The organism is Amycolatopsis viridis (assembly GCF_011758765.1).
GTDB lineage: Bacteria > Actinomycetota > Actinomycetes > Mycobacteriales > Pseudonocardiaceae > Amycolatopsis_E > Amycolatopsis_E viridis.
In genome coordinates, this window is record NZ_JAANOU010000001.1 from 2,631,711 (window position 1) to 2,647,507 (window position 15,797).

A 15,797-nucleotide genomic window follows, 5' to 3' on the forward strand; every position below is an offset into this window, starting at 1 on the left:
CTAGCGTTCGCGAGCGGTGGCTTCGGACGTGTGCCCAATGTAGCCGTTCTCAAGCACTCCGCCCGGGCAACGGACGCGCCGCGCGCAATGCGCTCACGACATGGCGCAGTCGTGCATCCGCGAAGAACGCTTCCAGCGTGACCGGCAGGGGAATGCGCCAGTTCGGGTACTCCCCGGTCGTCCCCGGCAGGTTCGGCTGGCGGCGTTCCCCCAGCACGTCCGCCGGCGCGGTCAGCAACAGCCGCGACGCGGCCGACGCGAGCAGCGTGTGCAGCGCGGTCACCGGATCGCCGGCCGGGATGCCCTGAGCCGAAACGAATCCGAGCAGGTCCGACCGCTCGGCCTCGGCGGCGGCCCGCTCCTTCTCCACCGGCCCGTCGAGCAGTCCCAGCTCGGCTCGCACCCGCACGTGCTCGCCGGCGAGCCAGCCGGCCACCGTGGGCAGGTCGTGCGTGGTGATGCTCGCCATCGCGTCGCGGTCCCACTCGCCGGGCGGCACGAACGGGTGGCCGGGCGTGTCGTAGTCCCGCTGGAACCACAGCACCGCCGAACTGAGCACCCCGCGCTCGTGCAGGGTCTTGGTCACCGTGGCCTCGACCGTGCCCAGGTCCTCGCCGACCACGACCGCGCCCGCGCGGTGCGACTCCAGCGCCAGGATCCCGAGCATGGCGTCCGCGTCGTAGTGCACGTAGGTGCCGCGCGACGGCGGCTCACCGGGTGGGATCCACCACAGCCGCCACAACCCGGCGACGTGGTCGATCCGGATGCCGTCGGCGTGCCGCAGCACGCCGCGGATGACGTCGCGGAACGGCGCGTACCCGAGTTCGGCGAGCCGGTCCGGCCGGAACGGTGGCAGGTTCCAGTCCTGGCCCTGCTGGCTGAACGCGTCCGGCGGGGCGCCCACGGTCACCCGCGCCGCGAACGCGTCGCCCAGTGCCCACGTGTCCGCACCACCGGGGTGCACGCCCACCGGCAGATCGTGCACGATGCCCACCGGCATCGCCCGGGCCGCCTCGCGGGCGGCGTCGAGCTGGTCCTCGCACAGCTGCTGCAGCCAGCCGTGGAAGGCGATCCGGTCCGCCAGTTCGGCGCGCGCCGCCGCGACCGCCGGGTGATGCGGATCACGGAGTTCTTCCGGCCACTCCCGCCAGTCCGGGCCGTGCCGTTCCGCCAGCGCGCAGAAGGCCGCGAAGTCGTGCACCGCCTCGTCCAGGGGAGCCGGGTCGTGCAGCGGCCACAGCAGTTCCAGGGCCGCGAGCTTGGCGCTCCAGACGGCGTCGTAGTCGATCAGGTCCGTGCGCTCCGGTCGCAGGGCGAGCACGCGCGCCCGCAGGTCCTCGCCGGCCCGGGCGAACTCCGGGGTCGCGGTGACCCGCAGGTAGAGCGGGTTGGCGTAGCGGCGGCTGGCGGGCGAGTACGGCGACCGCTCCACCGGGTGCACCGGGCTGATCGCCTGCACCGGGTTGACCAGCACCACGCCCGCGCCGAGTTCGGCGGCCGAGCGCCGGGCGAACTCGGCCAGGTCGGCGAAGTCCCCGGCACCCCATGAGGCGTCCGAGCGCAGCGCGTACAGCTGCAGCATCCAGCCCCACGCCGGGGGCACCTCGGGCAGCCGGTGCGGCACCACGGCCAGCACCACATCCTGATCGGCCGTCTCGACCCGGTGCCAGCCCAGTGGCAGGTCGGCGGGGATCATCCGCTCGATCTCGCGGCGCGTGCCGTCCTCGAGGTGTACGACGGCGCGCCCGCCCGCGTCGTGTTCGGTACCTTCACGCAGCACGAGGGTCGGGGGCAGCAGGGTGGCCGCCCGCCGCTCGCGGACCGCGGCCAGCTCGCGGCGGACCGCGTCCGGCCCGGACGCGTCCACGCCGAACTGCGCGAGCACGGCCACGACGACGTCCGGCTCGACCTCCACCTCGCGTTGCTCGGCGTTTTCGTACCGGGTGGCCACGCCGTGCGCGTGCGCGAGGGCGGTCAGGTCGGCATCCACCCGTTCAGGATCCCGGTCCACGGCGGGTGCCGCCACACGAGGAGACGAGGAGAACGCATGGCGCACTCGGCCGACCACGCGATCTGGGCCGACCACGCGATCTGGTGGCACGTGTACCCGCTCGGCTTCACCGGCGCGCCACCGCGCGCGCTGCCGGCGGGCAGTCCGCCCGAGCACCGGCTGGGGCGGCTGGCCGGCTGGCTCGACTACGCCGTCGAACTGGGTTGTTCCGGTCTGCTGCTCGGCCCGGTGTTCGCGTCGGAGACGCACGGCTACGACACGACCGACCACTTCCGCATCGATCCGCGGCTCGGCGACGACGCCGACTTCGACCGGCTGGTCGCCGCCGCCCGCGACCGCGGGATGCGGATCGTGCTGGACGGGGTGTTCAACCACGTGGCGCGCGGGTTCGGGCATCCGCAGTGGTGGCGCCGCGACGGCGACGACTTTGCGGTGTTCGAGGGGCACCGGCACCTGGTCGCGCTGGACCACGCCAACCCCGCGGTCGCCGATCACGTGGAGCGGGTGATGAACCACTGGCTCGGCCGCGGCGTGGACGGCTGGCGGCTGGACGCCGCCTACGCGGTGCCGCCCGAGTTCTGGGCGCGGGTCCTGCCCGGCGTGCGGCGGCAGTACCCCGGCGCGTGGTTCCTCGGCGAGGTGCTGCACGGCGACTACGCCGGGTACGTCGCGCGCAGTGGCCTGGATTCGGTCACCCAGTACGAGCTGTGGAAGGCGATCTGGAGCTCCCTGCACGACGGCAACTTCTTCGAGCTGGCCTGGGCGCTGAAACGGCACGACGAACTGCTCGCCTCGTTCGTGCCGCAGACCTTCGCCGGCAACCACGACGTGACCCGGCTGGCCAGCCAGCTGCCCGACGAGCGGCACCTGGCGCACGCGCTGGCCGTGCTGTTCACCGTGGGCGGTGTGCCGAGCGTGTACTACGGCGACGAGCAGGCGTTCCGCGGGATCAAGGAGCACCGGGCCGGGGGAGACGACGAGATCCGCCCGGAGTTCCCCGCGGATCCCGCGGAGCTGGCGCCCTACGGGTGGCCGGTGTACCGGCTGCACCAGCGGCTGATCGGCCTGCGCCGGCGCAACGCGTGGCTGGTGCGTGCGCGCACGTCGGTGGAGCACCTGACGAACCGGGAGATGGCCCTGCGCTCCCGCAGCGGCGACGACGAGATCCTCACGCTGCTCAACACCGGCGACGAACCGCGCCGGTTCCCCGTGCGCATCGACGGCCTGCGGGTGCTGGACTCCTCCTCCCCGGGCGGGCAGGAGCCGTGGCCGACCGTGCCGGCCCACGGGTGGGCGATCTTCGGCCGGTAGCCGATCGCGGCCGCAGGGTCAGGCGGTGTCCTCCGGGCGGCGGCGCTCGATCATCGTGTCGGGCGCCGACTCCGGAACCTCCGTGCGCAGGTCCGAGTCGCGCAGGACCTCGCGGGCCTGTGCCTCGGGATCGGCGCTGCCGGCGTGCTCCTCCTCGGGCAGCAGCGTCGACCGCGTCTCCGCGCGGTCGTCCACCGCGTTGCGCTCGTCGAACACCCGTGGCCGGTCGAGATCGTGTTCGGCGCGGATGCGATGCTCCTCGGCGGCGGACAGCTCCGTCGCGCCCAGGTCCAGTGGTTCGTCGTTGCGCGCTGTCACGTCGCGGGAAGTACCCGATCACGGGGCCCTTCACACCCGGCCACCGGTAACCGCGGGCGCCGGGTCCGCGACTGAACTGGCGTCGAGGGGAGAGCAGGCATGACCAAGCGCCTGGTGATCTGCTGCGACGGGACCTGGAACACGCCGGACCAGCCGGCGCCCACCAACGTGTCCCGGCTCGCGCTGGGTGTCGCGCCGGTGGACGCCGCCGGGCGCGAGCAACGCGTCTACTACCACCCCGGTGTCGGGACCCGCCCCGGCGAACGGCTGTGGGGCGGGGCGTTCGGGTTCGGGCTGTCCCGCGCGGTGCGCGACGCCTACCGCTTCCTGGTGCGGACCTACCGGCCGGGGGACGAGCTGTTCCTGGTCGGGTTCAGCCGGGGCGCCTACACCGCGCGCAGCCTCGCCGGCCTGCTGCGCAACTGCGGCATCCTGCGCCGCGAGCACGAGGACCGGATCGGCGAGGCGTACACCCTGTACCGTGCGCGCGGGTCGGCGACGCATCCGCGGTCCGCCGCGGCGGAACTGTTCCGCCGGTCCTACTCCCGGGAGACCCGGATCCGCTTCCTCGGCGTGTGGGACACGGTCGGTGCCCTGGGCATCCCGCTGTCCGGGCTGCGGCTGGTCAACCTCGTGAACCGGCGCTGGCAGTTCCACGACACGGAGCTGAGCTCCAGCGTGGACGCCGCCTTCCAGGCGCTGGCCATCGACGAGCGGCGGCCGCCGTTCCGGCCGGCGCTGTGGCACCCGCGCCCCGGCGCGAGCGGCCGGCTGGTCGAGCAGGTGTGGTTCTCCGGTGTGCATTCCGATGTCGGCGGCGGCTATCCGGACCGGGCGCTCGCCGACATCAGTCTGCAGTGGATGGTGGAGCGGGCGCGGGCGCACGGGCTGGTGTTCGAGCCAGGCGCGTTCGCCGGCGCGGACCCGGACCCGCTCGGCCCGGCGCACGACTCGCGCACCGGGTTCTACCGCCTGATGCGCCCCTACGTGCGGCCGCTGGGCGCGACCGCGTTCGAGTACGCGGCGTCCAGCGCGGTGGAGCGGCAGGCGATGGTCGCCGGCTACGCGCCGAACCTCGGCGCGTACCTGGCCGAGGGCGGCGCGGTGCTGCCGGTCGGCACCGGTGCGGGCGAGCCGCACCCCGAGGCCGAGCCGGCCTGACCGGGGATCCGGGGGACCCGGCGGTGGTCAGCCGCGGGTGAGGCCCTGTGCCGCCGCGCCGCGGCTGAGGACGACCTCGTCGGTCCGGGCGAGCGCCTGCGCGGCGCGGGCGGGGTTCAGCGCCGGGTCGCCGGCGGTGCGCAGCCGGATCGGCGGGCCGAGGTCGATCACGGTCGGCACGTACTCGGCCCGGTCGACCGTCCACCCCCGACCGGTGCGGGTGAAGTGGAACCGGCCGATCAGGCCCTCCTCGGTGTCCCCGTGCGGTTCGGAGTGCCGGGCGATCGAGTTGCCCAGACCGTAGGCGACCCACTTGCCCGAGATCTTCTCGATCGGCTGCACCACGTGCGCGTGGTGGCCGATGATCAGGTCGACGGCCGGATCGGCCAGCACCCGCTGCGCGATGCGCTGCTGGTCGGCGGTCGGCTCGTGCTGGTATTCGGTGCCCCAGTGCAGGCTGGCGATGACGACCTGGGCGCCCGCCGCCCGGGCGGCCCGCGCCCCGGCCAGCACGGCGTTCGCGTCGAGCGGATTCGACACCCATTCCGTGGGCGGCTGCTTGCCGTTGAACCCGAACGTGTAGGACACGTGCCCGACCTTCACCCCGTGCACGTCGAGCACCAGCGGGGTGCGGGCCTCCTGCGGGGTGCGCGCCGACCCGGTGTGCCGGACCCCGGCCTGGTCCAGGTCGTCGAGCGTCCGGTTCACCCCGTCGCCGCCCTGGTCGAGGGTGTGGTTCGACGCGGTCGAGCAGTCGTCGTAGCCGGTGGCGGCGAGCGCCCCCGCGATCTCCGGTGGCGCACTGAACTCGGGGTAGCCCCGGAACGGGCCCGCAGCCGGCGCGAGCGGGGTCTCCAGGTGACAGATCGCCAGGTCGGCGGCGCTGACGGTGTCCCGGATCCCGGCCAGCAACGGCCGGTAGTCCCGCCGGCCGCCACCGTCGGCGGTGGCCTGGCCGGTCAGCTCCGGATGGATCAGCACGTCCCCGGTCGCCACGACGCTGAACCCGGGATCGGCGGGCGGAGCGGCCGGGCGGGCACCGGGCTGCGCACCGGACTGCGCACCGGACTGCGCCGGGTCGTCGGCCGGAGCGAAACAGGCGGCGAGCAGCGCGCCGGCCGCGACGCCCGCGAGGACCAAGCGGATCCGCATGGATGCTGATCCTGCCAGAGGGCCACCCCCGGCGCCCATGCCCCGGGAGTGGCCCTCGTGTGCAGCGGATCAGGACTTCAGCGACCCCGACAGGGCGGTGGCGTCCCGGCGCAGTGTCTCCGCGGCGAGCGCGTCCCGGACCTTCGTGCCGTCCCCGGTGACCGCTGCGAAGTTCTGCAGCGCGTCCCGGGCGGCGTTGATCCGTCCGGCGTCGGCGTGCTTCTGGGCCTGGTCGAGCGCGTTGTGCAGCTGCATCGCGCCCACCCTGGTCACCCACCCGGCGCCGGCGAAGCGGTCGACGAGCGTCCGCAGGTCACCGAACGACGTGCCGGTCGTGAAGCTCACGACCTTGGTCGTGGTGAGCCCGGCCTGGTCGGTGACCGTCACCGACAGCTGGTGCGCGCCCAGCGGCAGCCGCCACAGCTCCACCGGCTTGCCCGCGGTGACCGGCTGACCGTCCACTGTGGTCACGGTCGTGGCCACGCCGGAGGCGGTGTCGGTCGCGGTGACCACCGGGGCCGGCGCGGCGGAGTCGCCGAAGCCCTGGCCTTCGGTCACCCCGCCGACCGTCACCGCCGGCGCCGTCTTGTCGATCTTCACCGTCAGGGTGCCGGGTGCGGACACGTTGCCACCGCTGTCGGTCGCCCGGTAGAGCACGGTGGTCGTGCCTTCGGCCGACAACGTCACCGGACTGGCCGCGCTGGCCCAGGTCGCGCCGTTGTTCACCGAGTACTGGCGGCTCGACACCGTGCCGTTGTCCGTGGCGGACACGGTCAGCGTGACGTTGCCGGTGTACCAGCCGTTCGCGCCGGTCGGCGCGGACGCCGTCAGCGCGGCCGTCACCGCGGGCGGTGTCTTGTCCGCGACCCCGGCACCCTGGAAGGTGAAGGCGTCCACGTCGACCCCGCCACCGGAGGTGACGAACAGCTTCCCGGCACCGGTGGGCAGCCCGGACAGCGGCGTGGTCACCGTCTGCCAGCCGTCCCCGGCAGGCACGTCGATCGTCGCGAACGGTGCCGCGTCGGCCGCGTTCCACCGCAGCTGGAGTTGCCCGGCGCCGTGCGCCGTCGTCTGCACGCCGGTGATGCCGGCGAAGTTGACCGGGTCGTAGGCCAGCCAGTCGCCGGGGTCGAAGCCGGTGACCGAGCGCAGCCCGGACGCGGTCGCGTCGTCGGTGATCGTCACGCCGCTGCTCGCGTCGGCGTGCTCGCCCTGCATGAGCTTCGGGTTGAGGATCGCCTGCGCCTCACCGGTCGCGCCCGGAACCCCGTTCGCGCCGTTGTCGGTGTAGGTCACGTTGAGCACACCGAAGACGTTCTCGGTCGCACCGTGCCCGGCGTCGGTGGGGGTGGCCACCGCACCGGCACAACCGGTGCCGCTGTTGACCGGGTGCCCGTGCTGGTTGTGCCCGAGGCCGAACGCCCACGCCACCCGGCTGCACACCGGGCTGCCGCCGTCCTCGGGGTCGGTCACCGTCACCGCGTAGGGGATGGCGTCACCCCAGTCGAAGAACCCGCCGTTGACCGGCGCGGTCAGCGTGACCGTGGGTGCGGTGTTGCCGATGGTGACCTGCTGCGAGGTCAGGCCGTGCTTGCCGGCCGGGTCGGTGACCCGCAGCCGGGCCTCCACCTGGCCGTTCGCGGTGTAGGTGTGGCTCGCCCGCGGCCCGGTGGCGTCGAACGTGCCGTCCCCGTCGAAGTCCCACTCGTAGGTCAGCGCGCCGCCTTCGGGGTCGCTCGAGCCGGTGGCGTCGAAGGACACCGCCAGCGGGGCCTGCCCGGAGGACGGGGTCGCCGTCATCCGCGCGGTCGGGCTCTTGTCGCCGGGGGCGAAGTCGATCCGGTACAGCCCGGCGTCGGGGTTCTGCCGGAAGAAGCCGTCGCCGTACTCCAGCACGTAGAGCGAACCGTCCGGGCCGAACTCCAGGTCCATCGGGTTGTCCCAGATCGGCTGGCCCAGAGTGGACAGATCCTTGTTGGGCAGGAAGTTCTCCAGCTTCGTCACCGGGCCGTCCGGTCCGGACAGGGTGAACGCGGCGACGTAGTCCTGGGAGAACTCGCCGAAGAACGCCTTGCCGTCCCAGTACGGCGGGAACTTCGTCGGCGACGGGTTGTTCGCGTCGTAGTGGTAGACCGGGCCGGCCATCGGGGCCTGGCCGCTGCTGGAGCGGAACGCGGTGAGCTCGGGCCACGGCTGGTCGCTGTCGCGGTCGCCGTACCAGAGCGTGGCCGGGGTGGCCGGCGGCAGCGTGCGCAGGCCGGTGTTCCACCGCGAGTCGTTGACCGGTGCGGCGCAGTCGAACGCCGGGCCCGGGGTGAGCGTGGCGAAGTCGAAGTCCCGGTAGGGCTGGGAGTTGTCGGCCGTGCAGTACGGCCAGCCCGAGTTCATCGGTTTCGTCGTGGACTGCCACTCCACGTACCCCATCGGACCGCGGTTGGGGTCGGCGGTGCCGGCGTCGGGACCGTAATCACCCCACATCACCGCCCCGGTCACCTTGTCCACGGTCATCCGGAACGGGTTGCGCAGACCCATCACGAAGATCTCCGGGCGCGTCAGCGGCGTGCCGGGCGCGAACAGGTTGCCCTCGGGAATCGTGTAGCTGCCGTCGTCGTTGACGTGGATGCGCAGGATCTTGCCGCGCAGGTCGTTGGTGTTGCCGGAGCCGCGGCGCTCGTCGAGGCCCGGGTTGTAGCCGGGCGCGTCGTTGATCGGCGTGTAGCCGTTGACGTTCGGGCCGGAGGCGGGCGTGTTGCCGCCGGTCGCCAGGTACAGGTTGCCCTGCGCGTCGAAGTCGACGTCACCCGCTTCGTGGCAGCACTGCCCGCGGTTGGTGGTGACGCGGATGATCTCCTGCTCGGTGCTCAGATCCAGCGCGTCGCCGGTCCACTTGAACCGGGACAGGACGTCGTAGCCCTCCCACTGCTTCCAGTACGAGTCGTCCGCACCGGCGGGCAGCGTGTTCGGCGCGGAACCGGCCGGCGTGTTCAGCTTGGGGGAGTAGTACAGGTAGACCCAGTGGTTCTCGGCGAAGCCGGGGTCCAGCGTCACCGTCTGCAGGCCCATCTCCGAGTTCTGGTAGACGGGGATGGTGTTGACGACCTTGGTGACGCCGGTCTTCGGGTCGGTCAGCCGCAGCTCGCCGCTGCGGGCGGTGTGCAGGACCCGGCCTTCCGGCAGCACGGCCAGGTCGATGGGCTCGCCCACGTTCTTGGTGAGCGTGACCTTTTCGTAGTTGTCCCAGTGCAGGGCGGGGTCTGCGTCGTGGGCCGAGGCGGGCGCGGCGAGGCCGAGCACCGCCAGGGCCGTCACCGCCGCGGCGGTGATCGACCGTCTCAGGGCAGGGTGCATCGCGAGATCACTCCGGTGGGGATGTCGACGGGGAGGACGGGGAGGGAGATCAGCCGCGGAGCTCGGTGAGCGCCTGGTAGCTGCGCAGCGCCGCGCCGAACGAGCCGGGCGGGCTGGGCTGGGTGCCGGGGGCGGTGTCCTGCTCCCAGATGCCGTGGTAGCGGCCGCGGCCGTGGACCCGGCGCAGGAACTCGCTGTAGGGCAGGTCGCCCGCGCCGAACTCGACGATGTCGTAGCCGTTGGGGTTGGCCGGGTTCTCGTCACCGTCCTTGAGGTGCAGCAACGGGTAGCGGTGCGGGGCGCGGGTGATGTAGTCGGCCGGGTCGAAGCCGGGGAAGCGGTACTGGCCGACATAGGCCCAGTACACGTCCATCTCCAGGTAGACCAGGTCCGGGTCGGTGTGGTCGAAGAACACGTCGTAGAGCCGGACGTCCGGGCGGTCGGTGGCGAAGGCGAACTCGCCGGCGTGGTTGTGCTGGTAGAACTTCAGGCCGCGGCCGGCGGCCGCGGCGCCGATCCGGTTGAACTCCTCGGCCGCCGCCCGGTAACCGTCCACAGTGTTCACGTTGCTGGGTGCGTTGGCGGTGCCGATGTGCTCGAGCCCGAGGATCTCGGCGTTGTCCAGTTCGCCCTCGAGGTTGGTGCGGAAGTTGCCGAGCCCGACGTGGCTGCCGACCGCTTTGAGGCCGAAGTCCTTCAGCAGCTGGGCGATCTCGGGCACGGTGATCTGCCTGCCCAGGATCGAGGTGCTCTGGGTGTAGCCGGCGAACTCGATCTCGCGGTAGCCGATGCGGGACAGCTCCTCGAACACGGCGCGGAAACCGAGCTGGGAGACCTTGTCGCGGACGCTGTAGAGCTGGATGCCGATCTGGTTCTGCGGGACGAGACGGCCCTGACTGGCCGCGGCGGGCAGTGACCCGGCGAGCGCCGCGGCACTGACCGCGACGGTCGCCCCGGCCGCGGTGCGCAGGAAACCGCGGCGGTTGAACGACGAGTGGGACACGGGTTTCTCCTTCGAGCGAGTGTGAACCGACCCCCTTGCCACGTGCGCCGGTCAACGTAGGCAGCTTCCGTCGAAAGTGTCCAGAGTTTCGCATTTCGCAGAACAAAGTTCCCCGCGCTGCTGCTCAAAAGCGCGGTGGGCGGGACTCCGGTCGGTGCACCCGCGAGCGACGAGGAGGCGCTTTCTCCATGTCCACCAGCGGTTTTGCCCCGCCGGCCGCGCTCCGCGCGGAGGCGGGGCTGCCCGCCCTGGCGCGTGACGAAGGCCCGACGGCGCGGGCCGGACCGGGGGAACGGCTGCGCGTGCCACGCCCGGCCGGCCGGCCGGGATCACCCGGGCGGCCGAGAGCAGGACCGGGTTCAGCGGCCCGGCCCGAGCGTCCGGAAGAACTCCCGGATGTCGGTGACCAGGAGGTCCGGGGCCTGCAACGAGGCGAAGTGCCCGCCCCGGGGGTGGTTCGTCCACCGCGTGACCGTGCTGGACAGTTCCGCGAGACCGCGGATCGCCCGGTCGCCGGGGAAGTTCGCCACGGCGGTCGGCACGGGTGAGCGCGCGGGGCGGCGGCCCCACGCCTCCGGGACCGCCTCGTAGTAGAGCCGGGCGGCCGAGCCGGCGGTGCCGGTCAGCCAGAAGATCGTCACGTCGGTGAGGATGGCGTCCCGCTCGACCGGGGTCTGGTCGCTCTCGCCGGGATCCCAGTCGGCGAACCACTCCAGGTTCCACGCGAGCTGCCCGGCCGGGGAGTCGTTCAGCGCGTAGGCCAGTGTCTGCGGCCGCGTCGACATCTGGGTGGCGTAGCCGGAGTGGCCGTACCACCACCGCTGGTTGTCGCGGGCGCGTTCGCGCTCGGCCGGGGACAGGGCGTCCAGCTCCGCGGGATCGATCGGGGTCGCGGCGTTCGCCAGCGCGTTGACGTGCACGCCGAGCAGGTGATCCGGCGCGATCCGAGCGAGTTCCGGGGACACGATGCTGCCGAAGTCGCCGCCCTGGGCGCCGTAGCGGTGGTAGCCCAGCCGTCGCATCAGCTCCGCCCACGCGCGGGCGACGCGGCGCACGCCCCAGCCGGGCTCGCGGGTCGGGCCGGAGAACGCGAACCCGGGCACCGACGGCGCCACCACGTGGAAGGCGTCCGCCGGGTCCCCGCCGTGCGCGCGCGGATCGATCAGCGGGCCCAGGATGCCCAGCAGGTCGTACACGGTGCTGGGCCAGCCGTGCGTGATGATCAGCGGCGTCGCGTCCGGTTCGGGGGAGCGCGCGTGCAGGAAGTGCACGGTCTGGCCGTCGATCGTCGTGGTGAACTGCGGGATCCGGTTCAGCCGGGCCTCGTGGAAGCGCCAGTCGTACCCGGTCCGCCAGTAGCCGGCGAGTTCCGTCAGGTAGTCCTTGGGCACGCCGTAGGCCCAGCCTGCGCCCGGCAGCTCGTCGGGCCAGCGGGTGCGCGCGAGCCGGGCGCGGAGGTCGTCGAGGTCGGCCTGCGGCACGGCGACGCGGAACGGTCGTGGTGTGGTCATGCCCGCAGCGTGGCACGGTCTGCGGACAGATTCCGGCCGGAAGCTCGTCCGGCGCCGAGCACACTTTCGGCAATCTGGTTCATAAGTAACGATCTGACTGTTACTCCTTTTGCCGGATTGTGGCAGAAGTACTCCGCCGGTCAGAGTAGGCCGGTAGTCACGAGCACTGAGATCCGGTCAGTTTCCCGACGAAGTGGAGCTCCGCGGTGCCCCCTCTCCTCGACCGGCCGCCCGACCGCGCCGGTGTCCGCCGGGCGAACCTCGCCCTGCTCGTCCGGCTCCTGCGCCGCCACGGTGCGCAGTCCCGGGCGCAGCTGTCGACCCGGAGCGGGCTGAGCAAGGCGACGGTCTCCAACCTCGTCGCCGAACTGGAGGCCCGCGCACTGGTCCAGTCCGGCGGCCGCCACGAGGGCGGGCAGGGCCGGCCCGGTCAGCTGGTCGAGCTGCGCCCGCGCGGCACCTGGGGCATTGGCCTGGAACTGGACGCCGGCCACGTCGGCAGCACCCTCCTCGACCTCTCCGGCACCGCCACCACCCGGCGCCGCACTGCCGCCGACGTGCGTGCCCTCGGCCCGGAGCGCACCCTCGACGAACTCGCCGCACTGGTCACCGCCGCGATGTCCGAAGTGGACGGCTGGGACGGCGGGGGGCAGGTGGCCGGGGTGGCCGTCGCGGTGCCCGGGCTCGCCGGTGCCGGCACGGTCCGCGTGGCGCCCGGCCTCGGCTGGCGCGACGTCGCCCTCGCCGACGGCCTCGCCGCCCGCACCGGCCTGCCGCCGGAGCGCATCGTCGTCGGCAACGACGCCGGCCTCGCCGCCGTCGCCGAAACCGACCGGGGTACGGCGCGCGGCTGCTCCGACGTCGTGTTCCTGCTCGGCGGCGCGGGCGTCGGCGCCGGCCTGATCGCCGGCGGCAACCTGATCCGGGCCGGCGAGGCCGGGCACCTGCCGCTCGGACCCGCCGGACGGCTGTGCGCCTGCGGTCGTCGCGGCTGCTGGCAGACCGCCGTCGGCGTCGATGCGCTGCTGCGCTCCTTCGCCGCGCCCGGCGACCTGGTGCACGACCCCGCCCTGGACCTGGCGCAGCGCACCTCCATCGTGCGCCGCCGTGCCCAGCGGGGTGACCGCGGCGTCCTGGACGCGCTCGCCGGGCTGGGCGCCGCGCTCGGCCTGGGCATCGCGGTGCTGGCCGATCTGCTCGACCCGCGGATGGTCGTGCTCGGCGGATACTTCGCGCCGCTGTGCGATTGGCTCGCCGAGCCGATCCGAGCCGAACTCACCGCCCGCTCGGTGACCGCCGAGGCGGGCGGCCTCCGGATCGTGCCGTCCCGGCTCGGGTTCACCGCGGTCGGCACCGGCGCGGCGCAGGCCGCGATCCGGCCCCTGCTGGACGATCCGACGCTGGCCCCGGCCGGCGCCCCGGTGAGCGTGGAGGCGTGATGACCGAAGACCTGCTGACCATGCGCGGCATCGTCAAGACGTTCCCGGGTGTCCGGGCGCTGGACGGCGTCGAGCTCTCGGTGCGGGCCGGGGAGGTGCACTGCCTGCTCGGCCAGAACGGCGCCGGCAAGTCCACGCTCATCAAGGTGCTCGCCGGGGCGCACCAGCCGGACGCGGGCGAGATCCGCTGGCGCGGCGAGCCGGTCACGCTGTCGTCGCCAGTCACCGCGCTGCGGTGCGGCATCGCGACCATGTACCAGGAGCTCGACCTCATTCCCGCGTTGTCCGTGGCGGACAACATCTTCCTCGGCCACGAGCCCGCCCAGGCCGGTTTTACCCGCGACCGGCACGCCCGCGTCAGGGCGAGCGAGCTGCTGGCCCGGCTCGGGCACCCGGAGATCCACCCCGACCGCGAGGTCGCCGACCTGTCCGCGGCCGGGCAGCAACTGGTGTCGATGGCCCGCGCGCTGGTCCACGACGCCCGGCTGATCGTGATGGACGAGCCGACCGCGGCGCTCGCCTCCGACGAGGTGGACAACCTGTTCCGCATCGTCGCCGAGCTCACCGCCGACGGGGTCGCCGTCGTCTACATCTCGCACCGGCTGGAGGAGATCCGCCGGATCGGTAACCGGGTCACCGTCCTCAAGGACGGCGCGACCGTCGCTGCCGGGCTCGACGTGGCCGACGTGACCACCGACCACCTGGTGTCGCTGATGTCCGGCCGCCGCGTGGAAACCGTCTACCCGGAACGACTCGAATCCACGGTGGACAGTTCCGCGGAGCTGCTGCGGGTGGCGAACCTGACCCGGCACGGCGAGTTCGAAGACGTCAGCTTCACCCTCCGGCGCGGCGAGATCCTCGGCGTGGCCGGGCTCGTCGGCGCCGGCCGCAGCGAGCTGCTGGAGACCGTCTTCGGCGCCCGCAAACCCGACGCGGGCACCGTGCACGTGGACGGCAAGCGCCTCAAGCCCGGTGACGTGCCCGCCGCCGTGGCCGCCGGGATCGGGCTGGCACCGGAGGAGCGCAAGAGCCAGGCGCTGCTGCTGGAGATGTCGGTGGCGCACAACGTGACCCTGGCCAGTCTGCCCGCCTACAGCCGCTTCGGCTTCACCGACCGCACCCGCGAGCTCGGCGACTCGGCCGAGCGGCTGCGGCAGCTGGACCTGCGCCCGGCCGACCCGCGCCGCCCGGTCGGCACGCTCTCCGGCGGCAACCAGCAAAAGGCGGTCGTGGCGCGCTGGCTCGTGCGGGGCTGCTCGATCCTGTTGCTGGACGAGCCGACCCGCGGCGTCGACGTGGGTGCGCGGGCCGAGCTGTACCGGCTGATCCGCGAGCTCGCCGCGGCCGGCGTCGGGATCGTGCTGGTGTCCAGCGAGATGCCCGAGGTGCTCGGGCTCGCCGACCGCGTGCTCGTGCTGCGGGAGGGCCAGGTGGTCCGCGAGGCACCCGCCCACGAGCTGACCGAAGCAGACGTGCTGAATCTGGTGATGGAGGGAAGTGCGGCATGACGAAGGACTCCTCGTCGGTGTTGCCCGAGGCCACGCCGGCCCCGCCACCCCGGGCGGCGCCCCCGGCGGCCAAGCCCGCGCGCGGGCGGTTTCCGGTGGACGCCCGGCTGGCCGGCCTGTTCGGCGTGTTCGTCCTGCTCTGCGTGGTCGGCTGGCTGACCCGGCCGGACGCGTTCTTCACCGAGGGCAACCTCTCCACCGTGCTGCGGCTGGCCGCCGCGATCGGCGTGGTGAGCGTCGGCATGACCTTCGTGATCATCAGCGGCGGGATCGACCTGTCCGTCGGGTCGATCGTCGCGCTGTCCAGCGTGTGGGCGACGACGCTGGCGACGCAGTCGTTCGGTCCGCTGGTGATGGTGATCTGCGCGCTGGCGGTCGGACTGGGCTGCGGCCTGGTCAACGGGGTGCTCGTCGCCTACGGCCGCGTGGTGCCGTTCATCGCCACGCTCGCGATGTACGCCTCCGCCCGCGGCCTCGCCGAGCGGATCAGCGGCCGCAACACGCAGGTGGTGCGCCAGAGCGGTTTCCTCGCGTTCTTCCGCGGCGACCTGCTCGGCATCCCGGTGCTGATCTGGATGTTCGCCGCGGTGTTCGTGGCGGGGTGGGTTCTGCTCAACCGCACCACGTTCGGCCGCCGCACGTTCGCCGTCGGCGGCAACACCGAGGCGGCGCGGCTGGCCGGTATCCGCGTCAAGCGGCACACCGCGCTCGTCTACGGCGTGGCCGGGCTGTGCTGCGGCATCGCGGCGCTCATGGTCGTCGCGCGCACCACGTCGGGTGCCTCGACCAACGGCCTGTACTACGAGCTGGACGCGATCGCGGCGGTGGTCATCGGGGGCACCCTGCTCTCCGGCGGGCGCGGCACCCTGACCGGAACGCTCATCGGTGTCCTGATCTTCACCGTGCTCGGCAACATCTTCACGCTCAACAACCTCGACACCGACATCCAGAACATCGCCAAGGGCGCCATCATCGTCCTCGCCGTGCTCCTGCAGTTCCGCAGCAGGCGGCGCGCCCGGCGCTCCACTTAGGACC

The 15,797-nt window shown here is 73.0% G+C and carries 11 protein-coding genes; 5 read left to right on the plus strand and 6 right to left on the minus strand.

The window, feature by feature from the left end; all coding sequences use genetic code 11:
* Positions 1–49: 49 nt before the first annotated feature.
* Complete coding sequence (gene malQ / locus FHX46_RS13010; RefSeq protein WP_167113725.1) at positions 50–1,990, minus strand: 4-alpha-glucanotransferase; 1,941 nt, start codon at positions 1,988–1,990, stop codon at positions 50–52.
* A 57-nt stretch (positions 1,991–2,047) separates the two neighbouring features.
* Here malQ and FHX46_RS13015 point away from each other — a divergent pair, with 57 nt between their 5' ends.
* Positions 2,048–3,322: an alpha-amylase family protein gene (locus FHX46_RS13015; protein WP_167113728.1), complete on the plus strand. Its 1,275-nt coding sequence runs from the start codon at positions 2,048–2,050 to the stop codon at positions 3,320–3,322.
* An 18-nt stretch (positions 3,323–3,340) separates the two neighbouring features.
* Here FHX46_RS13015 and FHX46_RS13020 read toward each other — a convergent pair whose 3' ends face one another.
* Positions 3,341–3,640 carry a hypothetical protein gene (locus FHX46_RS13020; RefSeq protein WP_167113732.1) on the minus strand — a complete coding sequence of 100 codons (300 nt, stop codon included), beginning with the start codon at positions 3,638–3,640 and terminating at the stop codon, positions 3,341–3,343.
* Between the two features lie 99 nt (positions 3,641–3,739).
* On the opposite strand from FHX46_RS13020, the gene FHX46_RS13025 reads away from it, so the two are divergent.
* Positions 3,740–4,801, plus strand: a complete 1,062-nt coding sequence (locus tag FHX46_RS13025) for a DUF2235 domain-containing protein (protein WP_167113735.1) — start codon at positions 3,740–3,742, stop codon at positions 4,799–4,801.
* Between the two features lie 27 nt (positions 4,802–4,828).
* Here the strand turns inward: FHX46_RS13025 and FHX46_RS13030 are convergent, their stop codons facing one another.
* The 4 genes from FHX46_RS13030 to FHX46_RS13045 all read right to left on the minus strand — a co-directional run bounded on the left by FHX46_RS13030 (position 4,829) and on the right by FHX46_RS13045 (position 11,815).
* Entirely contained in the window at positions 4,829–5,953 is a 1,125-nt protein-coding gene (locus tag FHX46_RS13030) for a CapA family protein (RefSeq protein WP_167113738.1), read from the minus strand.
* A gap of 69 nt (positions 5,954–6,022) precedes the next feature.
* Positions 6,023–9,301 carry a PQQ-dependent sugar dehydrogenase gene (locus FHX46_RS13035; protein WP_167113741.1) on the minus strand — a complete coding sequence of 1,093 codons (3,279 nt, stop codon included), beginning with the start codon at positions 9,299–9,301 and terminating at the stop codon, positions 6,023–6,025.
* 49 nt (positions 9,302–9,350) lie between these two features.
* On the minus strand, positions 9,351–10,304 hold the full coding sequence (locus tag FHX46_RS13040) for a sugar phosphate isomerase/epimerase family protein (RefSeq protein WP_167113744.1): 954 nt from the start codon (positions 10,302–10,304) through the stop codon (positions 9,351–9,353).
* A gap of 359 nt (positions 10,305–10,663) precedes the next feature.
* A complete protein-coding gene (locus tag FHX46_RS13045; RefSeq protein WP_167113747.1) occupies positions 10,664–11,815 on the minus strand; it encodes an epoxide hydrolase family protein in 1,152 nt (383 codons plus the stop codon).
* Positions 11,816–12,021: 206 nt separating this feature from the next.
* On the opposite strand from FHX46_RS13045, the gene FHX46_RS13050 reads away from it, so the two are divergent.
* The 3 genes from FHX46_RS13050 to FHX46_RS13060 are packed head-to-tail and all read left to right on the plus strand — an operon-like array spanning position 12,022 to position 15,793.
* Positions 12,022–13,254 (plus strand): ROK family protein, encoded by a 1,233-nt coding sequence (locus FHX46_RS13050; protein WP_167113749.1) that lies wholly within the window; start codon positions 12,022–12,024, stop codon positions 13,252–13,254.
* Positions 13,254–14,762 carry a sugar ABC transporter ATP-binding protein gene (locus tag FHX46_RS13055; protein WP_167113751.1) on the plus strand — a complete coding sequence of 503 codons (1,509 nt, stop codon included), beginning with the start codon at positions 13,254–13,256 and terminating at the stop codon, positions 14,760–14,762. The genes FHX46_RS13050 and FHX46_RS13055 overlap by 1 nt, the downstream gene beginning before the upstream one ends.
* On the plus strand, positions 14,759–15,793 hold the full coding sequence (locus FHX46_RS13060) for an ABC transporter permease (protein ID WP_167113762.1): 1,035 nt from the start codon (positions 14,759–14,761) through the stop codon (positions 15,791–15,793). The genes FHX46_RS13055 and FHX46_RS13060 overlap by 4 nt, the downstream gene beginning before the upstream one ends.
* Positions 15,794–15,797: the final 4 nt, after the last annotated feature.